Here is a 23,790-nt window from a genome sequence, read left to right on the forward strand (position 1 = left end):
CCGGCCGCGCCGCCCGGGGCCGGACGACCGCCCGGCCCCGCTCACCACGGCCCCGCTCACCAAGGCCCGGCCCAGCGCGGCCCGGGCCCACCGCGGCTCACTGCGGCGCGGTCCGCTCCGGGGCGGGGATGCGCAGCGTCGCCAGCACCGGCAGGTGGTCGGTGGCCGCCCGCAGGTCCGCCTCCGTGACGCCCGGCAGCGGGTAGGGCACGCCGCAGCCCAGCACCTCGACGTCCGGGGTGGCGAACACCCCGTCGATCCGCTGGTAGGGCTGCTTGGGCACCGAGGTGTACGTCCCGCCCCAGGGGGCCTTGGCGTGCGCGTCGGTGAGTTCCGCCGCCAGGGCGCGCCAACCCGGGCCCTCCGGGGGCTCGTTGAAGTCTCCGGCGATCACGCCCGGTTCGCCGGGGCGGAGTTGGGCCCGCAGCAGGGCGAACTGCCGCAGCCGCTCGGCCGGTTCGAGGCTCAGGTGGCAGCTGGTCACCGAGAACGGGCGGCTGCCGCCGATCCGCAGCAGCGCGCCGGCGAAGCCGCGCGCGTGCAGCCCGCGGGTCTTCGGCAGCAGCACGTCCCGCAGCTCCAGCAGGTCGACCCGCAGGTTCCCCAGCAGCAGCGGCCCCGCCGCCACCCGTCCGCCGCCGGCCAGGATCACCGTCCCGGTCCGGTGGGCGAGCCAGGCCGCCGCCTTCTCGGTCTTCCAGTACCGGGGCGACTCCTGCACGCACACCACGTCCGGCTCGCAGGCCCGGATCACCCGGGCCACCGCGGCCCGGTCGTCCCGCAGCGACCGCACGTTGTAACTCAGCACCCGCACCCGCCGCGCCCCGTCCGGCTCCACCCCGGAGGACGCCAACCCAGCCTCAGTGTCCGTCACCTGACCGACAGTAACAGGCGCCGGGCGCGCGGAGCGCGAAAAACCGGGCGCGCGGGGAGGGGCGCGGGGAGGGGCGGGCGGCGGTGCACGAGCAGGGGCGCGGGGACGGGTGCGCGGCGTTCACCCGCCGCCGCGTGCCCGTCCCCGCGCCCCTGCTCTCCGCGCGGTGCGCCCGCGCGTCAGATCCGGGCCAGGTCGGCCGCGCCGGCGATGCCCGCGGCCGAACCCATCGACGCCAGCACCACGTTGGCGCGGGGCCGGGCCGGGCCGCCGGTCAGGTACTTCTCGAAGCTCGCCGCGACCGGGTCGAGCAGCAGGTTGCCGGAGTCGGAGACGCCGCCGCCGAGGACGAAGACGCCCGGGTCGAACAGCGCGGCGAGGTCGGCCATGCCGCGGCCGAGCCAGTCGGCGAGCTCGGCGTAGCAGGACAGCGCCAGCGCGTCGCCCTCCTCGGCGGCCTCGGTGATGTGGATGCCGCGGATGGTCTCGGCGACGCCGTCGTTGAGTTCGAGCATCCGCTTGCCGGCGATCGGGTCGGCGGCGGCGCGCTCGCGGCCGTAGCGGCGCAGCGCCCGCCCGGAGCCGTACTGCTCCCAGCAGCCGTGGCCGCCGCAGCCGCACTCCAGGCCGTCGGGGACCATGTTCAGGTGGCCGATCTCGCCGGCCACGCCGAACCGGCCGCGGTGCAGCCGGCCGTCGAGGACGATGCCGCCGCCGATGCCGGTGCCGACGGTGATCAGGACCATGTCCTCGTACTCGGCGGCGGCGCCGAACCGGAACTCGGCCCAGGCGGCGCAGTTGGCGTCGTTCTCGACGACGGTCTCCAGGCCGGTGAGTTCCTCGACGCGCTGCTTGAGGGGCTCGTTCTCCCAGGCGATGTTGGGCGCCATCAGGACGGTGGAGCGGTCCCGGTTGACGAAGCCGGGGGCACCGACGCCGACCGCCGTGACGTCGGGGTACTGGTCCTTCAACTCCCGTACGCCCTGGGCGATGGCGTCGACCGCCCACTGGGGGTCGGCCGGGGTGGGCACCCGGGTCTTGGCCAGAATCTCGCCGGACTCGTCGACCACGCCTGCTGCGATCTTGGTACCGCCGACGTCCACGCCGATGGTCAGAGCCATGTGTCCCTCAGCTATTCACTCGTTCCCGCTCAGCGGAACCGTACCCGCTGGGGGGTACCCACGTATACAGCCTGGCGTACATTATTCGAAGGCAATTCCCGACCCATTGGTCATGGTGCCTTCAGAAGTCATACCAACGGTACCGTTCGGTAATGAATTGTCACCATAGCGTGACGGCAGTATTCGGCCGCCTTAACTACTTGTCGGGGGCCTCCGCGGCCCCGTCCAGGTCCACCCGTTCGGTCTCGGCGTGTTGGGGCGCGGACCAGCTCCGTTCGTGCCCGGCCACGGCGGCCCGGTAGGCGGCCAGCAACTCCCCGCCGGCGGCGGCGAGGTGGCCGTACACCTCGGGGTTGGACTCGCGCAGCCGGCCGCCGAACTCCACGGCCTTGCCGCCCAGTGCGGTGGCGAACTTCCGCACCTCCTCCACCAGCGGTGCGAACTCCCCCGCGCCGCCGGGCCGTTCCCGCTCCCGGCCCTGCTCCTGGTCCTGCTGTTCCGTGCTCACCGCGCCACTCCTCGTCCCTCGGTACCGGCTAGCCCCGCGGCCACAGCGCGGGATCGGGCGTGAACCGCACCGACAGCACCCCGTCCGCCAGCCCGGCCCCGCTGACCGTGCAACGGCGCAGGGCGGACGGGAGTGCCAGGACCCGCCGGTAACCTCCGACGCCGAGCACCAACTCGTCGCCGCGGCGCAGCAGTTCCAGATCGCCCCGGTCGGCGCCGGGCAGCGGCAGGTGCCAGAGCAGCCGGTTCTCGGCGGCCAGCCGGTCCTCGACCCGCGGGTCGGCGGGGGCGGGCGGCCGGGGGGCGCCGGCGGCGTAGAGCCGTTCGGCCAGCGCCTCCGGGCCGCCGTCGGGCTGCCGGGCGACCAGCACCGGGACTTCGCCCAACTGCTCGGCGACGGCGGCCAGTTGCTCGTCCTGCCGGGCGGCCGTGGCGGCCAGCCAGGGGTCCGCGGAGCCGAGCGCGGCGGCGGGCAGCGCGCCGTGCGCGACGACGGCGTCCAGCGGCAGGCCGTGCAGGGCCAGTCCGGCCCTGATCCGGGCCAGCGCCCGGGGGGCGGGCCGGGCGGCGTCCAGCACCAGGCGGACGGTGGTGCCGGGGGCGGTGATCGCGGCGGCGGCCTCGGCGAGCGCGGCGGAGGCGGCGGCCCGGGCCTCGAACAGCCGGTCGGTGGGCATCGGGACGCCGGCCAGGTTGGCCAGCAGCGGGCGCAGCGCGCGGGCGGCCTGGCGCTGCTCGGGCAGCAGCCGGGCCAGGTAGCGCTCCAGCTGGGCGGGCAGCGCGAGGGTGGCGATCAGTTCGGCGGGCGGCGGGGCGGCGACCACCAGCACCTCGGCCTTGGCCCGGGGCAGGGCGCGCAGCAGGGCGAGGGCGCGGGTGCCGGGCAGCGGGGCGAGTTCGTCGGGGTCGAGCGGCTGGGCGCCGATCAGGTCGAGCGCGGGGGCGAGCCGGTCGCGGTAGCCGTCGAGGGCGGCCCGGAAGGCGGCCTGCTCGTCGAGCCGGGCGGCGGCCAGGTGCGGTTCCAGCTCGACGGGCTCGGGGCCGAGCCGGACGCCGAGCAGGTCGTCGGCGGCGCGGTGCGGGTCGTCGGCGGCCAGCAGCAGGGTGTCGCTGCCCTGCCGGGCGTGGTGCAGGGCGGTGGCGGCGGCGATCCGGGCGGACTCCGGGCCGCTGACCAGTACGGTGCGGGTGGCCACGAGCCGGATCAGCCCTCGACGCGCTTCTTGAGGCCGGCCAGGGCCCGGTCGATGATGACCTTCTCGGCCTTGCGCTTGATCATGCCGAGCATCGGGATCTTGACGTCCACGGCCAGCTGGTAGGTGACCTCGGTGCCCTTCCCGGCGGCGGCGAGCGCGTACGAGCCGTCCAGGGCGCGCAGCATCTGGCTGCTGACCAGCGTCCAGCCGACCTCGCGGTCGCCGTCCCAGGTGTAGGCCAGGGTGTGCTCGTCGCGGATCGCGCCGGCGTCCAGCAGCAGCCGCACCTTGGCGGCGCGGCCGTCGGGGCCGGTCTCCAGGACGTCGATCTCCTTCACCTCGCCGGTCCACTCCGGGTAGGCGGCGAAGTCGGCGATCACCGCCATGACCTCGGCCGGGGTGGCGTCGATGACAATGCTCGACCTGGTGTGCTCCGCCATTGCGGCCTCCGCGATCTCCCTGTGCTGCTGTGCGCCCAGCAGAGGCTATCGCGGGCGGGGCCGCCCGCTTCCCGCGCGGGCACCTACCGGCGGGTCACCTGCGCGCTGCCGTAGGGTTCGGTTCGGTCCACCCGCACTTCCGACCTGCGGTGTGACGATCGGAACACCCGGGTCGACCCCCCTGGCCGAATCCGCCTACCCGGCAGTAACGTCCAGTCGTCCCGCAGCGTCGCAGACGAGGAGCAGTCTTGCTCGACGAGTTCAGCCTTCCGGCCCGCTACCAGGTACCGAGCGACGGCAACCTCGCCGACCTGGTCCACCAGAACGCGGAGCGGCACCCGGGCGTCGCTGTGCTCAGCCGCAAGTCCGCCGGACAGTGGCAGGACCTCACCGCCGCCCAGTTCCTCGCCGAGGTGCACGCCGTCGCCAAGGGCCTGGTCGCCACCGGCGTCGCCCCCGGCGACCGGGTCGCCGTGATGTCCCGCACCCGCTACGAGTGGACGCTGCTCGACTTCGCGATCTGGACCGCCGGCGCGATCACCGTGCCGGTGTACGAGACCTCCTCCGCCGAGCAGGTGCAGTGGATCCTCGGCGACTCCGGCGCCCTCGCCGTCGTCACCGAGACCGACCAGCACGCCGCCGTGGTCGCCGACGTCCGCGGCGCCCTGCCCGGGCTGGCGCACACCTGGCAGATCGAGCGGGGCGGCATCGCGGCCCTGACCCTGGCCGGCGCCGGCGTGGACGACGCGGTGATCGCCGAACGCCGGGCGCTGGCCGGGCCGGACTCGATCGCCACCATCGTCTACACCTCCGGCACCACCGGACGCCCCAAGGGCTGTCAGCTCACCCACGGCAACTTCCTCGCCGAACTGGGCAACGTCACCGCCCGGATGCCCGAGCTGTTCCGCACCGGCGAGTCCTCCGTCCTGCTGTTCCTGCCGCTGGCCCACGTGCTCGGCCGGATCGCCGAGATCGCCGCCGCCATCGCCCCGGTCAAGCTCGGCCACGTCTCCGACGTCAAGAACGTCACCGAGGAGCTCGGCTCCTTCAAGCCGACGCTGATCCTCGGCGTCCCCCGGGTCTTCGAGAAGGTCTACAACACCGCCCGCGCCAAGGCCCAGTCCGACGGCAAGGGCGGGATCTTCGACCGCGCCGCCGACACCGCCGTCGCCTACAGCCGCGCCCTCGACACCGGGCGCCCCCCGCTCGGCCTGCGCGTCCGGCACGCGGTCTTCGACCGGCTGGTCTACCGCAAGCTCCGCAACGCCCTCGGCGGGCGCTGCCGGTACGCCATCTCCGGCGGCGCCCCGCTCGGCGAGCGGCTCGGCCACTTCTACCGCGGCATCGGCTTCGTCGTCCTGGAGGGCTACGGCCTCACCGAGTCCTGCGCCGCGACCGCCTTCAACCCGCACGACAAGCCGAAGATCGGCACCGTCGGCCAGCCGCTGCCCGGCTCCGCGGTCCGGATCGCCGAGGACGGCGAGGTCCTGCTCAAGGGCCCGCAGGTCTTCACCGGCTACTGGAACAACCCCGCCGCCACCGCCGACGCCCTGCGGGACGGCTGGTTCGCCACCGGCGACCTCGGCTCGCTGGACGACGAGGGCTACCTGACCATCACCGGCCGCAAGAAGGAGATCATCGTCACCGCCGGCGGCAAGAACGTCGCCCCCGCGGTGATCGAGGACCGGATCCGCGCCCACGCGATCGTCGGCGAGGTCATGGTGGTCGGCGACCGCAGGCCCTTCATCGCCTGCCTGGTCACCGTGGACGACGAGTTCTTCCCGCGCTGGAAGTCCCTCAACGGCAAGCCCGCCGACGCCACCGTCGAACAGCTCCGCGACGACCCCGACCTGCTCGCCGCCGTCCAGGCCGCGATCGACGACGGCAACCAGGCCGTCTCGCACGCCGAGGCGGTCAAGAAGTTCCGCCTCCTCACCACCACCTTCACCGAGGCCGGCGGCCACCTCACCCCCTCCCTCAAGCTCAAGCGCAACGTCGTCCTCAAGGACTTCGCCGCCGAGATCGAGGCGCTCTACACCAGGTGAGGCGGACCCGGGGGCGCGGGGAACCGCGCGACCGGCCCACCGCCCGGGGCGGGGTCGCGGCACCCGACGAACCGCCGTCCCGGGCCGCGACCCCCGGCAGGTTCACCGCTCGGGCGACAGCAACCCCGTGAGCCGCTCCGCGAGCATGTCCCAGCGCCAGGCCGCGTGCACCCACGCGCGCCCGGCCCCGCCCATCTCGCGGCGCAGCCCCTCGTCGCCCAGCAGCCGCACCAGCCGTTGCGCGAGCAGCGCCTCGCCGCCCCTGCCCGGCACCACGTACCCGGTCTCGCCCTCGCGGACCGCGTCCGGCGCCCCGCCCGAGTCCCCGGCGACCACCGGCAGTCCGGTCGCGGAGGCCTCCAGGTAGACGATGCCCAGGCCCTCGACGTCCAGCCCGCCCCGGCGGGTGCGGCAGGGCATGGCGAAGACGTCGCCGGCCCCGTAGTGCGCGGGCAGTTCCTCCCAGGGCACCGCGCCGGTGAAGACCACCGAGGAGCGGACGCCCACCGTGTCGACGAGCTTCTCCAGCTCGGCCCGGTACGGCCCGCCGCCGACGATCAGCAGCACCGCGTCGGGCTGGGCGGCCAGCACCCGCGGGAGGGCCCGGATCAGCGTGTCCTGGCCCTTGCGCGGCACCAGCCGCGACACGCACACCACCACCGGCCGCTCGCTGAGCCCGAGCCGGGCCCGCACCGCGTCCCCGCCGGAGTCCGGCCGGAAGGTGGACTCGTCGACGCCGGGCGGCAGTTGGACCATCCGGCGGGCGGCGGCCGGGCCGACCGCCCGGGCGATCCGGGCGCGGGTGTACTCGCCGAGGTAGGTCAGCACATCCGTCCCGGCCCCGATCCGGCGCAGCAGCTGGGCGGAGACCGGGAGTTGGGCCCAGGCGGCCTCGTGCCCGTGGGTCATGCCGAGCAGCCGTCCGGCGCCGGCCCGGCGCAGCGCGGGGGCCATCAGGCCGAGCGGGGCGGCGGCGCCGAACCAGACCGAGGTGCAGCCCTCCGCCCGGAGGACCTCGGCGGCGCGGCGGGTCACCCGCGGCGTCGGGACCATCATCCTGGTCCGGTCCCGGACCACCGGGAAGGGCTGCCGGGCGTCGAACTCGGCGACCTCCCGGCCGTCCCGCCAGGTGGAGGCGTACACCACGACCGACCCGGCGGGCTGCCGGACGGCCATGTTGTGCACGAACGCCTGGATTCCGCCGGGCCTGGGCGGGAAGTCGTTGGTGACGATGAGGGTCTTGTGCATGCCGCGGCTCGCTCGGTCGGGGGGTGCTCGGACTACCTGTGAGTGGTCCGTACGATAGGTCACCGTGCCCGTCCACCGGGAACGCGGGCCGCGCCGCCGGCCGCCCCGACCACCGCACCGCCGACCGCACCGCCGGTCCGGCGGACGGGGGCCGGAACGGGACCGGACCGGAGCCGCCCGCCGCCCGGGCGGTTCGGACACGGTTCGGTGACGTTGGGAGCGCCGCCGCAACCGTCCGGGCCGGCCGGCGGTCCTCCCGGTGGGGCCCCGTCCGCCCGGTGTTCCGGCGTGCACGCGACGACCTGAAGGAGCGCAGTGGAGTCAGCCCAGGCCGAGAGGACCGGTGGCGCGGAGCCGTCGGCGCCGTCATCCCCGGCCGTTGCCGCGCCGAGCCGCCGTCCGCTGTGGGCGCTGGCCGGCGGCTGGGTGGCGACCAGGGTGCTGGTCGTCCTGATGGCTGTCAACGTGCTGAAGATCGGCGACGTGAGCTCCGACATCTCGGTGATCTACCACAGCTGGTACGAGGTGCTGCGCACCGGCACCTTCCCGCTGGACGACGTGACCTGGCAGTACCCGCCGGGCGCGGCGCTGGTGATCCTGCTGCCGGGGCTGCTGCCCTGGTCGTACCTGGTGTCGTTCTTCGTGATCTGCGGGGTGGTGGACGCGGCCGCGATGGCGCTGCTGATGCGGGCGGGCGTCCGCCGGGGCCGCAGCTACCTGGGCGGCTGGTACTGGGTGGTGGGCGTGCCGCTGCTGGGACCGACGGCGTACTGCCGGTACGACATCATCGTGACGGCGCTGGCGGTCGCCGGCCTGCTGGTGATGCTGCGGCGTCCGGCGCTGAGCGGGGTGCTGCTGGGCCTGGGCGGCCTGTTGAAGGTGTGGCCGCTGCTGGCGCTGATCGGCTCGCCGCGCGGGCGGCGGACCCGGCGGGCGTGGACCTCGGCGGTGGCGTTCGCGGCGGCGCTGGGGTTCCTGCTGACGGCGGGCATGAACGGGGCGTTCGAGTTCCTGAAGTTCCAGTCGGAGCGCGGCATCGAGATCGAGTCGGTGGGCGCGCTGCCGCTGCACTTCGCCCGGCTGGCGGGGTCGTGGCACGGCACCGTCACGATGAACTACGGCTCGACGGAGTTCCTCGGGCCGTGGGTGCCGGTGATCTCCAAGGTGATGGTCGGGCTGTCGGTGCTGGGCTTCGGCTGGCTGCTGGTGTGGCGGCTGCGGGCGGCCCGCTGGACGGCGGCGACCACCTTCGACGCGGCGCTGTGCGCGCTGCTGGTCTTCGTCACGACCAGCCGGGTGATCAGCCCGCAGTACCTGATCTGGGTGGTCGGCCTGGTCGCGGTCTGCCTGACGGTGCGCGGCAGCAGCCAGCGCCCGGTGGCGGTGCCGGTGCTGGTGGCGGCGGCGCTGACCACCCTGGAGTTCCCGGTGATGTTCGGCTCGGTGAACCACAGCGAGCTGGACGGGGTGCTGGTGCTGACCGCCCGCAACCTGCTGCTGGTGGCGTGCACGGTGCTGTCGGCGTACCGGCTGTGGCGCTCGACCCGGCAGCGGGAGGCGCTGACCACGGTGGTGCTGCCGGCCGGGCAGGTGGGCCCGCAGTACCCGGTGCGCCCGGGCATCGCCTACGAGCAGGATCTGCTGGACGACCTCACCCCGGCCGACCGTCCCTGACCCGGCCCTCCCCTCAGCCCTCCCCCCGGCCCACCGCCTGCAAGTTTCTGAAACTCCTTGCAGTGCAGGTCCCGGGCTGCCACCATCGCCGGATGATCGACTACGACATCCTGATCGTCGGTGGCGTCGGCGTGGACACCATCGTGCGGGTGGACCGGCTGGAGGTCCCGCCGGGCCGCGACTCGCTGGCCGTCCCCCCGGTGCTGGACTACCCGGCGCACACCGGCAACGGCGTGGCCCTGGCCTGCCTGGCGCTCGGCCTGCGCACCAAGTTCGCCGACTTCCTCGGCGACGACCCGCAGGGCGCCCTGGTGCTGGCCGAGTACGCCCGCCGCGGCCTGGACTTCAGCCACCTGCCCGCCCCGGCCGGCACTCCGCGCAGCGTCAACCTGGTCGACCGGGACGGCCTGCGGTTCTCCTTCTACGACGGCCGGCACCCGGCGGACGCCCGGCTGCCGCGCGCGTTCTGGCTGCCGCTGCTGGAGCGCTCGGCGCACGTCCACCTGTCGATCACCGGCGTCAACCGGGACATGTACCCGGACATCGAGCGGCTGGGCCGCAGCAGCTCCACCGACCTGCACGCCTGGGACGGCGCCGACGAGCACCACCTGCACTACGCCCTCCGCTCGGACCTGGTGTTCCTCTCCGCGGCGGGCCTCGGGGGCCGCCCGGAGGCGGCGATGCGCGCGGTGCTCGCCCGGGGCCGGGCCGAGCTGGTGGTGGCCACCGCGGGCGCGGACGGCGCCTTCCTGCTGACCCGGGAGGACGCCGCGCCCCGGCACTTCCCGGCGGTCGACCCGGGCGCCCCGGTCGTGGACAGCAACGGCGCGGGCGACGCCTTCGTCGCCGGCTTCCTGCACCGGCGGCTGGCGGGCCGCCCGGCGGAGGAGTGCATGCGGGCCGGCGCGGTGGCCGGGGCGTACACCTGCACCGTCGCGGGCACCCACACCGCGTTCCTGGACGCGCCCGGCCTGGAGCGGGCACTCGACGCCTGAGCGCGGCACCCTGCCCGGCCCAGCCCGGCCCCGCCCGGCCCCGCCCGGCTCAGCCCGGCTCAGCCCGGATCGGCCCGGATCAGCTCCGGAGCCGGGCCACCTCGGCCGTCCAGTCCTTGGTGAACTCCGCGACCCCGATCCCGAGTTGGGCCTTCATGGCGCGCTCCAGCCCACCCTCGCCGAAGGCCCCGACGGTGCGGTAGAGCGCCACCAGCCGGTCCTGCCCGTACCGGCGGGCGATCAGGTCGCAGGCCAGCCAGGCCAGCTCGTAGGCCTGGGCGATGCCGACCGCACCGGCCGTGAACGCCTCGTCGGCGGGCAGCGCGGCGGGCAGCCGCCCGGCCTGGACGTCCTTGGCCAGCTCGGGGGCGATCTGCCGGGCGGTGCGTCCGGCGTCCCGGTAGCCGGTGTAGTCGGCGACGCCCTCGGAGAGCCACAGCGGCGTCCAGGACCTGGTGTCGGCCCGGGTGGCGACGTGGGTGGCCTCGTGGGTGACCACCACCCGGCGGCCGAGTTCGCTGAGCTGCCGGTACGCGTCGGGGTTGACCACGATCCGGTCGGCGGGGGCGTGCACGGGGGCGCCGCCGACCGCCAGGGTGACCGCCGCTATGCCCTGGTAGGCGTCCGCGGAGACGTCCATCCGGCGGGCGAACTGCTGCTCGGTGAGCGGCAGTTCGAGTAGCAGCCGGCCCGTGAACGGCCCCCAGACCGCCTCCACCGCGGGCACCGCCCGGTCCGCCAGCTCGGCCAGCGCGGCCAGTTCCGCCGCCTCGCCGAGGCCGAGCACCAGGCCGCGCCTGCCCTCCGCGGTCCGGACGGTGCCCAGGTCCCAGGGCGCGGCCGCGCCGGTCGGCACCTCCCGGGCCACCCGCCAGCCGGCCGCCTCGCGCACCAGCTCGACCTGCCGCTCCAGCAGCACCGGGTAGTCGTCCACCCCGGCCAGCCGGTAGCCCAGCTCGGCGCCGACCCGCACCCGGTCCGCGTCGGCGGGCGGCTCGGCGAAGGAGGTCAGCTTCAGCGCGTACGCGGCGAAGCGCAGCCCGGCGGTCCGGGTCAGCAGGTCCCGGTCGGCCTCCTCGGCGCCGTCCGCGGAGCCCGCCAGCAGCCCGGCGGTGTCCCGGCCGGCCACCGCGCGGGCCCGCTGCTCCAGCAGCCGTACGGCGGTCTCCCGCAGCCCGGGCGGCGGCGCGGGCGGCGCGGCGGGGGCCGACCGGGCGGGCCGGACCGGCGGGAGCGAGAGCTGGGCGGCCCCGGCGGCGGCCAGCAGCAGGGCGGCCCGCCGGGACAGCGGAGCACCGGCCCGGCCCGGCCCGGTGGCCGTCGCCGGGTCGGTGACCAGGGGCTCGTCGACGAGGCTCAGACCCGCACCACCGTGTTGACCGGCATCGCGCCGACGCTCTCGTAGCGGACCCGGGCCCCGGGGTAGGGGGCGTGCACGACGACGCCCCCGCCGGCGTACATGCCGACGTGGTGCCTGTCGCTGTAGAAGATCACCAGGTCTCCGGGCCGGGCTTCGGCGAGGCTCACCCGCCGGCCGGCCGTGGCCTGTCCCTGCGAGGTCCGCGGCAGGGTCACTCCGGCCTGCCGCCACGACCAGTACATCAGACCGGAGCAGTCGAAGGTGCCGGGGCCGGTCGATCCGTAGACGTAGGGGGAGCCGATCTTGGAGATGGCGGCGGCCAGCGCGGCGGCGGCCCGGTCGGAGGAGGGCGGCTGGTCGCCGAGGTCGATCCGGTCGGTGCCGCGGGTGGCGCGCTGCCGGGCCGCCCGGGCGTCGTCGGCCGTCAGCCGGGCCCGCTCGGCGGGGGCGAGGCCGTTCAGCAGCCGCTGGGCCTTGGCCAGCCGCTCGCGGACCTCGTCCTTGGCGGCGGACAGCCGCTGCCTGGCCTGCTCCAGCTCGTCGAGCTTGGCGCCGGCCTCGTGCCGCCGCTCGTCGAGCCGCCGGGCCCGCTCGGCCAGCTCGCGCAGCCGGTCGCCCTGCCGGGCGGTGGCCTGTTCGAGCGAGCGGGCGCCGGTCAGGTAGCCGGCCGGGTCCTGGTCGAGCATCAGCCGGACGGCGGGGTCGATGCCCTGGGACCGGTACTCGGCGGCGGCGACGGCGCCCAGGTCGCCGCGCATCCGGTTGAGCTCCTCCTGCCCGGCGGCGACCTGGTCCTGGAGGGCGCCGGCCTCGGCCTGGAGCCGCCGCTGCTGCTCCAGCGCGGCGTTGCACTGCTCGGAGGCCCGCTCGGCCTCCTCGTAGAGCTGGTCGACCCGGGCCTTGACCTCGCCGCGGTTGGGCGGGTCGGCGGGGCTGAGCGGGGCCGCGGCGGCCCCGCCCACGGTCAGGCCGAGCGCGCCGGTGGCGGCGGCGGTGAGCGCCAGGGCGCGGGCGAGGCGCTGGACGCCGGGCAGTGGGGTGCGGCGGGGCACGGACACGCGCGACGGCTCCGTTCTGCGGCCGGCCTCCGCCGCCGCCCGCGGTCGGACGGCCGTCCTCGCGGGGGCCCGGGGGCAGAGGTTAGCGATTCCGACCGATCCAGTCCAAACCCTGACAGCACCGAATATTTGACCCCTAATCGGGCATCCGAACGAGAGCGGCCCGGCACCCCGTGCGGGGTACCGGGCCGGGGCCTCGACGGAGCGTCAGATCCGGACGATCCGGTTGATCGGCATCGCGGTCGCCGACTCGTAGCGGACCTGCGCGCCGGTGTGCGGGGCGTGGATGATCTGCCCGTTGCCGACGTACATGCCGACGTGGTGCTGGTCGCCGTAGTAGATGATCAGGTCGCCCGGACGGGCGTTGGCGATGTTGGTGCCGAGGCTGGTGCCGGCCCCGGCCTGCGCCTGCGAGGTGCGCGGGATGGACACCCCGGCCTGCTTGTAGGCCCACTGCATCAGCCCGGAGCAGTCGAAGGTGCTCGGCCCGGCCGCGCCGTAGGAGTACCAGCTGCCCAGCTTGGAGGCCGCCGCGCCGACCGCGTTGCCCGAGAAGCTGGAGGACGCCGGGGCGTTCAGCTCCGCCCGGCCGCTGTCGCGGGAGGCCCGCTGCTGTTGCTGCTGCTGTTGCTGCTGCTGCGCGGAGTCGGCCTTCGCCTTGGCGTCCGCGGCGGCCTTGGCCTCGGCGGCGGCGAGCTGCTCGCGCTCCTGCTGGGTCAGCGTGTTGAGCAGCTCCTGGGCCTTGGCCAGCTTCGCCTGGACGTCCTCCTTGTCGGCCTTGAGGGCCTTGGTGGTGGTGTCCAGTTCGGCGAGCTTGGTCTCGGCCTCCTTGCGCTGCGCGTCGAGCTTGGCCTGCTCGTTCTGGAAGGTCTTGAGCAGGTCGGCCTGGGTGGAGCCGACCGCGTTCAGCGCACCAGCCTGGCCGAGGAAGGTGTCCGGGCTGCTGGAGAGCATCAGCTGCATGGTCTGCGGCATGGTGCCGGTGCGGTACTGCTCCGCGGCGATGCCGGCCAGCGACTCCCGGGCGGAGGTCACCTGCTCCTGCTGCCGGGCGAGCTGGTCCTGGAGCTGGCCGACCTGCTTCTGCAGGTCCTGCTGCTTCTCGACCGAGGCGTTGAGCGCCTCCGTCTTCACCTCGGCCTGCTCGTTGAGCTCGTCGACCTGGGCCTTGACCTGGTCCTTGGTCGGCGCCGGGTCGGCGTGCGCCCCGCCCTGGGCGGAGAGCGCCACGGCAGCGGCGGCGGTGGCAGTGAGAATCGAGACCCGGGCACGGCCGACGGGCTTGGGACGGCGATGGGACGCCACGAAGGCGGACTCCTTCTTCCTCACACCGCCTACCGGGTGAGCTGACGGGTTCGGGCTGGAAGAGATGCCCTACGGCGCTTCACCGACCGCGCGCGGCGGTCGGCCCGGCGCCGATTCACCCCGGGGGAACGTGGTTCCCCGGCTCCGTTCGACAGCACCCCCGCAGGGGTATCCCCGTCGGCAGACCCGGTGTTGACGGTCTGCCCGCTGCGTCACGGACTCGGCGGCGACCTCCGCCGCCGCCCCCCTTGGGCGATCGACACTGCGGTGGTCGAAGCACGACCCTAGTAACCGATCCGTGATCCGTTCAAATCCTTGTCGGAAAAAAATCTGATTCTGAATCAAATACCTCGACACTTATGACCGAACGTGATCGGTTCACTACCCAGCACGGAGCAATTCTCACCCTGCGGCCGGAAAACACCACACCCGGGCGTGTCACGGATCACAGCAGGATCCCGACCCGCCCGGGCGTGTCACAGTGCGTCAGTTGTCGCCCGGTGAGGCGTTTGTCCGATTCGCCGGGCCGTCGATCAGCCCCGGCCGGACCCGACCCGCCCCGGTCAGACCCGGCGGATGGTGGAGATCGGCAGGGTGTCGACCTTCATCGTCTTCACCACGTCACCGGTGCGCGGCGCGTGCACCACCAGGCCGTTGCCGATGTACATGCCGACGTGGTGCCGGTCGCCGTAGTAGATGACCAGGTCGCCGGGCTGCGCGTTGTGCCAGTCGGTGCCCACGTTGGTGCCGTAGCTGCCCTGCGACTGCGAGGTGCGCGGCAGCGAGACGCCGGCCTGCTTGTACGCCCACACCATCAGGCCCGAGCAGTCGAAGGTGCTCGACCCGGTGGCGCCCCAGACGTACGCCGAGCCCTGCTTGCCGAGCGCGGCCGCCACCGCGGTCGCCGCGTAGCCGCTGGCCGGCGGCAGGGTGGACGGGTCGACCCGGGAGGCGCTGCGCGAGGCGGTGCCGCCGCCGGAGCCGCGGAGGATGGAGGCGCGGTCCGCGGCGTTCAGCTTGGAGAGCAGCTTCTGCGCCTCGGCGAGCTTGGCGTTCACGTCGTTCTTGGCGTCGTTGAGCGCCTGGGTCTGGCTGTCCAGCTCCTGGAGGACCTGGGAGGCCTCCTGCTTCTGCTGGTCCAGGCGGCGCTGCTGGTCCTTGAGCGACTTGAGCGTCTCGGCCTGGGTGCTGGCCGCCTGCCCGAAGGAGGTGGCCTGGGTGAGGTACTGGTCCGGGTTCGAGGAGAGCATCAGCTGCATCGACGGGTCGACGCCGCCCTGCCGGTACTGGTCGCCGGCCACCGCCGCCAGCCCGGAGGCCAGCTCGGTCAACTGCTCCTGGCCGCGGGCCACCTGGTCCTGCAGGTCGTCGGCCTGCTTGCGCAGCTGGTCGGCCCGCTCCTTGGCGCCGTTGTACTTCTCGGCGGACTGCTCCTGCTCCTCCAGCAGCTTGTCGACCTGCGCCTTCACCTCGTCCTTGTTCGGCTGGGCCGGGGCGGCGTGCGCGCTGGCCTGGGCCGTCAGGGCGACCGCGGTCGCGGCGGCAGCGGTGAACACGGAGATCCGCGCACGGCTCGGCTGCTTGGGACGGCGGTGGGAGGCCAAGGGGGAGCTCCTTCTTCCTGCTGGACTCACCCCGACGAGTGATGGTCCGGAATATAGGTTTGACGCCAGACCCTAGTGAAGTCCCTGCCTCCGCGTCCACTCCCGGGGGCTTCCGGATGCCCGCCCCCGCCCCCTTTCACGGGACCGTCACACTCCGGCCGCCCGGGGGCCCGCTGACCGCCCCTCAGCTGCGCGCCAGCCGGTTCAGCAGCAGCACCGAGGCCACCGGCCGCGCCCCCGCCGTGCGGACCCCGTCGGCGACCTCCCGGTCGGCGGAGACCACCACCACCGGACGGCCCTGCGGCTCGGCCCGCACCAGCCGGCGGATCAGCTCGTCCGCGGTCTCCCCGGTCCGGCTGAAACGCACCCGCACCCCGCGCGGCGGGGCCATGATCACCGGCACGTCCAGGTCCTGGCCGTCGAACACGCAGGTCACCTCGGCCTGGGTGCGCTGGGCCAGCATCGCCAGCCCGCCCAGCAGCCGCATCCGCTGCTGCTCCAGCGGCAGTTGGGGGTAGCCGGTCTTGGTCACGTTGTAGCCGTCCACCACCAGGTGGACCTGCGGGATGGCCAGCAGCTGGTCCAGCAGCGCCGGGTCGTCCTCGGCCAGGCCGCGCCGGGCCACGTCGTGCGGCGAGGCCGAGCCGGGCTCCACCGCCTCCACCAGGTCGGCCGGGCGCAGCGCGGTCACCGGCAGCGCCAGCTCGCGCTGGAGGCCCTGGGCCGACTGCAGCACGCTGTCCAGCAGCAGCCGCAGCCGCATGTCCTCGACGCTGCGGCCCTCCCGGGCGGTGCGCCGTCCGCTCTCCACCGCGGCCTCCAGCTCGGCGACCCGGTGCCGCAGCCGCCGGGCCTCGCTCTCGGCGGCGCTGCGCTCGGCGGCGGCGGCGGCCCGCGCCTCGGCCAGCTCCCCGGCCAGCCGGCGGTTCTCGGCCTGCGCCCGCCGGGTGTCCGCCTCCAGCGAGCGGACCTTCTTGCGCAGCGACTCCGCCTCCCGGCGCACCCCCTCGGCCTCGGCCCGGTGCCGCTCCAGCTCGCCGCGGGCCGCGGCCCGGGCCTCGGCCAGCTCCTCCTGGAGCTTCTCGGCCAGCCGGGCGGCCTCGGCGGCGGCGCCCTCGGCGTCGACCCGCTCGGCCTCCTCGCCGGCCTCCTCCACCAGCCGGGCCCAGCCGGACGGGCGGACCAGGTAGGCGGCGGCGGCCACGTCCATCGGGTCGGCGGCGGCCGGGACGGCGCCCGACTCCAGGGCCTGCACCAGGTCGGGCTGGCCGAGCCGCAGCCGTTCGGCTATCCGGACCCGGAACGCCGGGTCCGACTCCAGCGCGGCGGCCAGCGCGGTCCCCGCGTACTTGGCCCGCCGGGCCGGGGTGAACTTGGCGTACGGGCGCAGCGAGGCGGGCAGCTCGCCCGGGGCGATGCCGCCGAGCGCGTCCGAGGCGATGCCGACCACCCGCCGGCGCACGCCCTCGGGCAGGGGGCGCCCGGCCGTCTCCGCCGCGTCGTCCCGGGCCGGGGCGGGCGCGGTCCCGTCCGGGCCCGCCGGCGCGTTCGCTGCCTCCGCCACTGTCCTCGGCTCCGATCCTGGTCCTGGCGGGCCCTCCCGGCGGGTGCCGGGCGGGTGTTGGTGTCCGCCGCTGCTGCCAATTGTCCCGTCTACCGTGCCGCTCCGACAGCACCCCGCCGACGAGTGCGCCCCGCGCCCCCGTCCGGGCCGGACGGGAACGCGGGGCGGTGGGGACGGCGTCAGCCCTGCTGGGCCCCGCCCTCCGCGGACTCCTCGGCGCCGGGGCGGGCCACCAGCTCGACCTGGTCGACGGCGTTGCACCAGCGGCAGCGCACGGACTCGATGGTCTCCGCGAGCACCTGGGTCTCCTCGACCTTGGACTCGCCGGAGAGGTCGAAGTGCAGGAAGTCGGTCACCCGGGACGAACGGGTGACGTCGAACCGGGTCAGGTTGCCGCACAGGGTGCAGCGCCAGCGGGTCTCGGCGGTCGGCGCGGCAATGCTCATCAGTGGTCCCTCTCGGCTGGTCCCGGTTCCGGGCCTCCAGCCTATTGCCTGCCGCCGGACGGGCGGATCACCGGTCCACAGCCCGGACGCTCACCCGCCCGGAGCAGCGCCCGGTGTCGCGGGTGCGCCCCCGAGGAATGCTGACCGGCATGGTGCTCTCCGCCCCCGCCCGGGCCGGTTCGCCGGCGGCCGAGCGGGCCGCCCGCACCCCGGTCGCCAGCTACCTGCTGATCGCACTGGCCGCGCTGGCCATGCTGCTCGGCCCGTCCGGCCCGAACCCGCTGTACGGCAGCGGCGACGCCCGGGCCTGCGCCGAGCAGCGCTACGAGCACCGCTGGGGCGCCGTCCCGGCCGAGCTGCTGGGGGGCCGTCCGCTGACGGCGGCCCAGCTGTCGGCGCTCCCCCCGGCGGCGCCCGGCTGCGTGCTGCCGGCCACCCCCGGCAAGATCCCCGAACTGTCGGTGCTGACCGCGCTGTTCGTCCACGCGGGCTGGCTGCACCTGGTGGGCAACCTGCTGTTCCTGTTCGTCTTCGGCCCGGCGGTGGAGGCCCGGCTGGGCCGGGTCCGCTTCCTGGTCGGCTACCTGGCGATCGGCTACCTGGCCACCTACGGCTACGCGCTGGCCGAGGCGGGCACCCCGGACGCGGTGCGGGCGCTGGTCGGCGCGTCCGGCGCGATCGCCGGGGTGCTGGGCGCGTTCCTGCGGCTGTACCCGAGGGCCCGGGTGACCACGCTGGTGCCGGCCCTGCTCTTCCTCCCGCTGCGCTTCCCGGCCTGGCTGGTGCTCGGCCTGTGGTTCGCGCTGCAGTTCTGGTCGGTCACCTCCGGCGGCGACGGGGTGGCCTACCTGGTGCACGTGATCGGCTTCGTGACGGGCTGGCTGTTCGCGTGGGCCGCCCGTCCGGCGGGCGATACCCTGGGCGCACCTTCTCGAACAGGAGTCGTCCAGTGATCACCGCGATCGTCCTCATCAACACCGACGTCGACCGGATCCCCGAGATCGCCGAGGCGATCGCCGCCATCGAGGGCGTCAGCGAGGTCTACTCCGTCACCGGCACCTACGACCTGGTCGCGATGGTCCGGGTCCGCAACCACGAGGACCTGGCCGAGGTGATCCCCGGCCGCCTCAACAAGGTCCCGGGCGTCTCCAACACCGAGACCCACATCGCCTTCCGCACCTACTCCCAGCACGACCTGGAGGCCGCGTTCTCGCTCGGCCTGGACGGCTGAGCGCTCAGCGCTGCTGCTGGGTGTCGACCACGCAGCGGCCGCCCTCGTTGCGGTAGGTCCACTTCGCGCCGTCGCTGACCAGCTCGCGCACCGCGGTCAGGAACCGGTCCAGGTGCTCGACGGGCGTCCCGGCGCCGAAGCTGACCCGGATCGCGTTCAGGCTGCGCTCCCCCGGCAGCGAGGACTCCGGCGCCCCGCACTCGCTCGGGGCGCTTTCCTCACCGCCGAGCAGGGTGCGCACCAGCGGGTGGGCGCAGAACAGCCCGTCCCGGACGCCGATGCCGTACTCGGCGGAGAGCGCGGCCGAGAAGTGCGAGCTGTTCCAGCCGCGCACCACGAACGACACCACGCCGACCCGGTCGGAGCCCTCGCCGAACAGGCTGAGCACCCGCACCTCGGGGATCGCCGCCAGGCCCTCGGTCAGCTTCGCCACCAGCGCCCGCTCCCGGGCCTCCAGCACCTCGAAGCCGGCCTCGTCCAGCGCCCGGCAGGCCGAGGCGATCGCGTACGCGCCGATCACGTTCGGCGAACCGGCCTCGTGCCGCGCCGGGCCGGTGTGCCACTCCACCGCCACCGAGCCGTCCAGCTCGCGGGCCACCGTCCGGCTCGCCCCGCCGCCGGCCAGGTACGGCTCGGCGGCGTCCAGCCAGTCCGAGCGGCCCGCCAGCACCCCGGCGCCGAACGGCGCGTACAGCTTGTGCCCGGAGAACGCCACCCAGTCGACGTCCAACTCCCGCACCGAGACCCGGTGGTGGGGCGCCAGCTGGGCCGCGTCCAGCACCACCCGGGCGCCGTAGCGGTGCGCGACGGCGGTCAGCTCCCCGACCGGCCACAGCTCGCCGGTCACGTTCGACGCCCCGGTCACGCAGAACAGCTTCGGCCCCTCGGCCGCCCCCAGCAGGGCCTCCTCCAGGGCCGCCACCGCCTCCGCGTGCGACCGCGGCGCCCGCAGGTAGCGCACCGTCAGGCCCTCGCGCCGCCACGGCAGCAGCGAGGCGTGGTGCTCGGTCTCGAAGGCGAACACCTCGGTCCCGGCCGGGACCGCCCCCGCCAGCAGGTTCAGCGAGTCGGTGGTCGCCCGGGTGAACACCACCTGGTCCCCGTCCCGCAGGCCCAGGAACTCGGCGACGGTCCGCCGGCTCTGCTCGAACAGGTCGGTCGACAGCTGCGACAGGTACCCGGCCCCCCGGTGCACCGACCCGTAGTACGGCGCGTACGCCGCGACGTCGTCCCACACCCGCTTCAGCGCCGGAGCGCTCGCCGCGTAGTCCAGCGCCGCGTAGCCGACCTTCTCGCCGGAAGCCAGCGGCACCTCGACGTCCCCGCCCAGCACCGCCAGCGGCTCGCAGATCTCGGTGGTCACAGACATGGGTGCACTCCTCCACGGGGTCAGGACCCCGGAGGAGCTGCACCGGAAGTCCGCGCTTGCCGCGCGGACTGGTCGCCGCACGGCCTGGTCCTCACCCAGGGCACCCCGCCACGGACGGAGGGTTGCCGGACAGCCAGCTGGGGCTTCGCGCTGTCACTCATGACCTGGCGAAAACAGTACACGAGACGCGTCCCGTCTCAACACCCGTCCACATGGCGAGAAGGCGCGGGACGGCCGAGGGGCCGGGGAACGACGGCCCCGGCCCCCGGACGGGCGTCCGCTACGCCTGCGTCGCCTCCGCCCAGCGCTTCAGCAGCGCCCCCGCCGCCCCCGAGTCGATCGCCGCCGCGGTCCGCTCCATCGCCGCCGCGATCTGCGCGGTGAGCGGCGCCTCCGCGAGCTCCAGCGCGACCAGCGCGGCGGCGCTGTTGAGCAGGACGGCGTCCCGCACCGGCCCGCGCTCGCCGTTCAGGACCCGCCGGGCGACGTCCGCGTTGTGCTCGGCGTCGGCGCCGCGCAGGGCCTCGATCCCGACCAGCTCGATCCCCACCTCGCGCGGGTCGAACCCGGTCTCCGTCACCTCGCCGTCGCGGATCACCCAGACGTGCGAGGTGGTGGTGACGGTCAACTCGTCGAGCCCGTCGTCCCCCCGGAAGACCAGCCCCTGCGCGCCGCGCCGGGCCAGCACGCCGGCGATCAGGCCGGCCAGCCGGGTGTCGAAGCAGCCGACGGCGTGCGAGGTGACCCTGGCCGGGTTGGTGAGCGGGCCGAGGATGTTGAAGACCGTCGGGACGGCCAGTTCGGCCCGCGCCTGGGCGGTGTGCCGCATCGAGGGGTGGAACTTGGCGGCGAAGCAGAAGGTCAGGCCGACCTCCTCGGCCACCGCCGCGACCCGGTCGGCGGGCAGTTCCAGGTTGATGCCGAGGCGGCCGAGCACGTCGGAGGAGCCGGAGGCCGAGGAGGAGGCCCGGTTGCCGTGCTTGACCACCTTCGCCCCGGCGGCGGCGGCAACCACCGCGGACATGGTGGAGATGTTGACCGTCCTGGCCCGGTCGCCGCCGGTGCCGACGATGTCGACCGCCGGGCCGGGGACGTCCAGCGGCACCGCGTGCGCGTACATCGCCTCGACCAGGCCGGCGATCTCCTCGACCGTCTCGCCCTTGCCGCGCATCGCGATCAGGAAGCCGCCCACCTGGACGGGGCTGGCCTCGCCGCTCATGATCCGGTCCATCGCCCAGGCGGTGTCGGCCTGCGAGAGGTCGTTGCCCTGGAGCAGCGAGCTGAGCAGGTCGGGCCAGGTGCGGACCACCTGCGCGGGCTCGCTACCGCCGTTCGCAGAGTGCGCGTTCACCATGGCTGACTCCAGCTCTCGTCATCGTCCCGGAGGAATCCCGAAGAAACGACGTCAGCCTATCGAGCGAGCGGGGACGGCCGCCCCGGGTTGCCGCCCCCTTCTCTCCAGCTGAGACGCGGCGGCGCCGGTCAGCGCCCGGCGGGCGCCCGCCGGGCGAGCCGGGCCCGCAGCAGCGCGGTCGCGGCGTCGGCGAGGCCGACCGGGTCGACCGGGTGGGAGATCGCGGCGTCGGCCCGGCTCCAGGCGGCGAGCCAGGAGTCCTGCGGCCGGCCGATCACCACCAGGACCGGCGGGCAGCCGTAGATCTCGTCCTTCAGCTGCCGGGTCAGGCCGAGACCGCCGACCGGGGCGGCCTCGCCGTCCAGGACGCAGAGGTCGACGCCGCCCTTCTCCAGGGCGCGCAGCACCGCGGGCGCGGTGGCGCACTCCAGGTAGTCGAGGGCGGGGACGTCCGCGGCGGGCCGCCTGCCGAGGGCGAGGGTCACCTGCTCACGGGTGTTGCGGTCGTCGCTGTAGACGAGAACGGTGAGCGTCTCGTCGGAGTGCTGCGCCATGGCCCCTGCTTCCTGGTGCTCGTCCTCTTATATGTGTGCCCACGCCGGGCGGCCCCGGCCGAACGGCCCAGTGTGACCCGGGCCACGTCCCTGGACGGATGCTACTCCCGCGCGCCCGTCCTGCGGAGACCCCGACGCGATCTCGCTCAAGCCGCCGCGCCCGGGAGTCACCCCGGCGGCCCAGCGCGCTCACCCGCTCGAACAACCGTCAGAAAACGGACGGTGCGCGAGGCGGGCATACCTCACGCACCGGACACTCCGAGGGAGACCCCCCGGCGTGAAGACGGAATAAGGGACCGACATAATGTCCGTCGTGGCGACAGCAACAGCAACAGAAACCGGACACGCGCACGGAGCGGTCAACAGGCCGAACCTGGTCAGCGTCGGAACCATTGTCTGGCTGAGCTCGGAGCTGATGTTCTTCGCGGCCCTGTTCGCGATGTACTTCACCCTCCGCTCGGTCAAGGGTGCCGAGTTCTGGCACGAGAAGGCCCATGCCCTCAACGTGCCGTTCTCCTCGGTCAACACCACGATCCTGGTGCTCTCCTCGCTCACCTGCCAGCTCGGCGTGTTCGCCGCCGAGCGCGGTGACGTGAAGAAGCTGCGCTCGTGGTTCACGATCACCTTCGTGATGGGCGCCATCTTCATCGGCGGCCAGATCTTCGAGTACACCGAGCTGGTCAAGAAGGACGGCCTGTCGCTGTCCTCGGACCCGTACGGCACGGTGTTCTACCTGACCACCGGCTTCCACGGACTCCACGTGACGGGTGGTCTGATCGCCTTCCTGCTGGTCCTCGGACGGACCTACGCGGCGCGGCGGTTCACCCACGAGCAGGCAACCGCGGCGATCGTGGTGTCGTACTACTGGCACTTCGTCGACGTCGTGTGGATCGGCCTGTTCGCGACCATCTACCTGATCAAGTAACAGCCGCCCCGCCCCTGACCCGGCGTCACCTTCGACGCCTGGGAGTCGGGGGCAGGCTGCTGCCGACCAGATCCTGACACCGGGGTTATTCCGTGAAAAAGCTCTCCGCACGACGGCGCCACCCACTGGCGGCGGTCGTCGTTCTACTTCTCGCCCTGGCGGCCACCGGGGGGCTGTACGCCGCTTTCGCGCCCGCCGAGAAGGCGCAGGCCGACAGCTCGGCGCAGTCGCTCGCCATCGACGAGGGCAAGAAGCTCTTCGCCGTCGGCTGCTCCTCCTGCCACGGCCTGAACGGCCAGGGCACTTCTGACGGCCCGTCGCTGGTCGGCGTCGGTTCCGCGGCGGTCGACTTCCAGGTCGGCACCGGCCGCATGCCGGCCCAGCAGCCGGGCGCCCAGGTCCCGCGCAAGAAGAACATCTACTCCCAGGCCGAGATCGACCAGCTGGCCGCCTACGTGGCCTCGCTGGGCCCGGGCCCGGTCGCTCCGGACAGCAAGCAGTACCAGCCCTCCGACGACCCGGTGACCAACGCCGAGCAGGTCGCCAAGGGCGGCGAGCTGTTCCGCACCAACTGCGCCCAGTGCCACAACTTCGCCGGCAAGGGCGGTGCGCTGACCAACGGCAAGTACGCGCCGTCGCTGGAGGGCGTGGACGCGAAGCACATCTACGAGGCCATGCAGACCGGCCCGCAGAACATGCCGTCCTTCCCCGACACCACCATGCCGGAGGAGCAGAAGCGCCAGATCGTGGCCTTCGTCCGCCACACGAACGACGAGCCCAACCCCGGTGGTCTCGCGCTGGGCAGCCTCGGTCCGGTGACCGAGGGCCTGTTCGGCTGGATCTTCGGTCTCGGCGCGCTGATCGCGATCGCGATCTGGGTCGCCGCCCACACCACCAAGGCCAAGAAGTCATGAGCCACG

At 74.3% G+C, this 23,790-nt stretch carries 22 protein-coding genes and 2 riboswitches; of the genes, 7 read left to right on the top strand and 15 right to left on the bottom strand.

Annotated features, from left to right (window positions below):
- Positions 1-97 precede the first annotated feature (97 nt).
- The 5 genes from ACIQVD_RS01825 to ACIQVD_RS01845 form a co-directional block, all read right to left on the bottom strand.
- Positions 98-874, bottom strand: coding sequence for an endonuclease/exonuclease/phosphatase family protein (locus ACIQVD_RS01825; RefSeq protein ID WP_402285301.1), 777 nt, complete (start codon positions 872-874; stop codon positions 98-100).
- A 179-nt stretch (positions 875-1,053) separates the two neighbouring features.
- Positions 1,054-1,995 (bottom strand): ROK family glucokinase, encoded by a 942-nt coding sequence (locus tag ACIQVD_RS01830; protein ID WP_400688471.1) that lies wholly within the window; start codon positions 1,993-1,995, stop codon positions 1,054-1,056.
- A gap of 196 nt (positions 1,996-2,191) precedes the next feature.
- A complete protein-coding gene (locus ACIQVD_RS01835; RefSeq protein WP_400688473.1) occupies positions 2,192-2,503 on the bottom strand; it encodes a DUF5304 family protein in 312 nt (103 codons plus the stop codon).
- Positions 2,504-2,531: 28 nt separating this feature from the next.
- The gene (locus tag ACIQVD_RS01840; RefSeq protein WP_400688475.1) at positions 2,532-3,698 is read right to left on the bottom strand and encodes an ArsA family ATPase; all 1,167 of its coding nucleotides are present in this window, start codon (positions 3,696-3,698) and stop codon (positions 2,532-2,534) included.
- An 8-nt stretch (positions 3,699-3,706) separates the two neighbouring features.
- A complete protein-coding gene (locus ACIQVD_RS01845; protein ID WP_100835835.1) occupies positions 3,707-4,138 on the bottom strand; it encodes an SRPBCC family protein in 432 nt (143 codons plus the stop codon).
- A gap of 248 nt (positions 4,139-4,386) precedes the next feature.
- Between ACIQVD_RS01845 and ACIQVD_RS01850 the strand changes: the two genes are divergently transcribed.
- Positions 4,387-6,183 carry an AMP-dependent synthetase/ligase gene (locus ACIQVD_RS01850; RefSeq protein WP_402285304.1) on the top strand — a complete coding sequence of 599 codons (1,797 nt, stop codon included), beginning with the start codon at positions 4,387-4,389 and terminating at the stop codon, positions 6,181-6,183.
- 102 nt (positions 6,184-6,285) lie between these two features.
- On the opposite strand, the gene ACIQVD_RS01855 is transcribed toward ACIQVD_RS01850, so the two are convergent.
- On the bottom strand, positions 6,286-7,431 hold the full coding sequence (locus tag ACIQVD_RS01855; protein WP_402285306.1) for a glycosyltransferase family 4 protein: 1,146 nt from the start codon (positions 7,429-7,431) through the stop codon (positions 6,286-6,288).
- A 315-nt stretch (positions 7,432-7,746) separates the two neighbouring features.
- Here ACIQVD_RS01855 and ACIQVD_RS01860 point away from each other — a divergent pair, with 315 nt between their 5' ends.
- Both ACIQVD_RS01860 and ACIQVD_RS01865 read left to right on the top strand, forming a co-directional pair.
- Positions 7,747-9,105: a glycosyltransferase 87 family protein gene (locus ACIQVD_RS01860; protein ID WP_400688482.1), complete on the top strand. Its 1,359-nt coding sequence runs from the start codon at positions 7,747-7,749 to the stop codon at positions 9,103-9,105.
- Positions 9,106-9,197: 92 nt separating this feature from the next.
- Positions 9,198-10,100: a carbohydrate kinase family protein gene (locus ACIQVD_RS01865; RefSeq protein ID WP_400688484.1), complete on the top strand. Its 903-nt coding sequence runs from the start codon at positions 9,198-9,200 to the stop codon at positions 10,098-10,100.
- A 79-nt stretch (positions 10,101-10,179) separates the two neighbouring features.
- Here the strand turns inward: ACIQVD_RS01865 and ACIQVD_RS01870 are convergent, their stop codons facing one another.
- The 6 genes from ACIQVD_RS01870 to ACIQVD_RS01895 all read right to left on the bottom strand — a co-directional run bounded on the left by ACIQVD_RS01870 (position 10,180) and on the right by ACIQVD_RS01895 (position 17,437).
- Positions 10,180-11,229, bottom strand: a complete 1,050-nt coding sequence (locus ACIQVD_RS01870; protein ID WP_400688486.1) for a hypothetical protein — start codon at positions 11,227-11,229, stop codon at positions 10,180-10,182.
- A gap of 227 nt (positions 11,230-11,456) precedes the next feature.
- Positions 11,457-12,518, bottom strand: a complete 1,062-nt coding sequence (locus tag ACIQVD_RS01875) for an NlpC/P60 family protein (protein ID WP_400688488.1) — start codon at positions 12,516-12,518, stop codon at positions 11,457-11,459.
- A 207-nt stretch (positions 12,519-12,725) separates the two neighbouring features.
- Positions 12,726-13,823, bottom strand: coding sequence for an NlpC/P60 family protein (locus ACIQVD_RS01880; RefSeq protein ID WP_402285309.1), 1,098 nt, complete (start codon positions 13,821-13,823; stop codon positions 12,726-12,728).
- Between the two features lie 10 nt (positions 13,824-13,833).
- Positions 13,834-13,987, bottom strand: a riboswitch (cyclic di-AMP (ydaO/yuaA leader).
- Between the two features lie 399 nt (positions 13,988-14,386).
- Positions 14,387-15,427 carry a C40 family peptidase gene (locus ACIQVD_RS01885; RefSeq protein ID WP_100835843.1) on the bottom strand — a complete coding sequence of 347 codons (1,041 nt, stop codon included), beginning with the start codon at positions 15,425-15,427 and terminating at the stop codon, positions 14,387-14,389.
- A gap of 184 nt (positions 15,428-15,611) precedes the next feature.
- The gene (locus ACIQVD_RS01890; protein WP_400688493.1) at positions 15,612-16,991 is read right to left on the bottom strand and encodes an NYN domain-containing protein; all 1,380 of its coding nucleotides are present in this window, start codon (positions 16,989-16,991) and stop codon (positions 15,612-15,614) included.
- Positions 16,992-17,170: 179 nt separating this feature from the next.
- Positions 17,171-17,437, bottom strand: a complete 267-nt coding sequence (locus tag ACIQVD_RS01895; protein WP_100835845.1) for a hypothetical protein — start codon at positions 17,435-17,437, stop codon at positions 17,171-17,173.
- Positions 17,438-17,586: 149 nt separating this feature from the next.
- Here ACIQVD_RS01895 and ACIQVD_RS01900 point away from each other — a divergent pair, with 149 nt between their 5' ends.
- Positions 17,587-18,390, top strand: coding sequence for a rhomboid family intramembrane serine protease (locus tag ACIQVD_RS01900; RefSeq protein ID WP_400688495.1), 804 nt, complete (start codon positions 17,587-17,589; stop codon positions 18,388-18,390).
- Complete coding sequence (locus tag ACIQVD_RS01905; protein WP_100835847.1) at positions 18,387-18,668, top strand: Lrp/AsnC ligand binding domain-containing protein; 282 nt, start codon at positions 18,387-18,389, stop codon at positions 18,666-18,668. Before ACIQVD_RS01900 ends, ACIQVD_RS01905 begins: the two co-directional genes overlap by 4 nt.
- A 4-nt stretch (positions 18,669-18,672) precedes the next feature.
- Here the strand turns inward: ACIQVD_RS01905 and ACIQVD_RS01910 are convergent, their stop codons facing one another.
- From ACIQVD_RS01910 to ACIQVD_RS01920, 3 genes are all read right to left on the bottom strand, one after another.
- Positions 18,673-20,037: an aminotransferase class V-fold PLP-dependent enzyme gene (locus ACIQVD_RS01910; protein ID WP_400688498.1), complete on the bottom strand. Its 1,365-nt coding sequence runs from the start codon at positions 20,035-20,037 to the stop codon at positions 18,673-18,675.
- Positions 20,038-20,084: 47 nt separating this feature from the next.
- Positions 20,085-20,202: riboswitch (SAM riboswitch) on the bottom strand.
- 115 nt (positions 20,203-20,317) lie between these two features.
- Positions 20,318-21,391 (bottom strand): anthranilate phosphoribosyltransferase, encoded by a 1,074-nt coding sequence (gene trpD, locus ACIQVD_RS01915; protein WP_402285313.1) that lies wholly within the window; start codon positions 21,389-21,391, stop codon positions 20,318-20,320.
- Between the two features lie 128 nt (positions 21,392-21,519).
- Positions 21,520-21,945 carry a hypothetical protein gene (locus ACIQVD_RS01920; RefSeq protein WP_100835850.1) on the bottom strand — a complete coding sequence of 142 codons (426 nt, stop codon included), beginning with the start codon at positions 21,943-21,945 and terminating at the stop codon, positions 21,520-21,522.
- Positions 21,946-22,249: 304 nt separating this feature from the next.
- Here ACIQVD_RS01920 and ACIQVD_RS01925 point away from each other — a divergent pair, with 304 nt between their 5' ends.
- The gene (locus tag ACIQVD_RS01925) at positions 22,250-22,870 is read left to right on the top strand and encodes a heme-copper oxidase subunit III (protein WP_030460978.1); all 621 of its coding nucleotides are present in this window, start codon (positions 22,250-22,252) and stop codon (positions 22,868-22,870) included.
- Between the two features lie 92 nt (positions 22,871-22,962).
- A complete protein-coding gene (locus ACIQVD_RS01930; RefSeq protein WP_111553102.1) occupies positions 22,963-23,784 on the top strand; it encodes a c-type cytochrome in 822 nt (273 codons plus the stop codon).
- Positions 23,785-23,790: the final 6 nt, after the last annotated feature.

The sequence above is a fragment of the Kitasatospora sp. NPDC090308 genome (genome assembly GCF_044769485.1).
Lineage (GTDB): Bacteria > Actinomycetota > Actinomycetes > Streptomycetales > Streptomycetaceae > Kitasatospora > Kitasatospora fiedleri.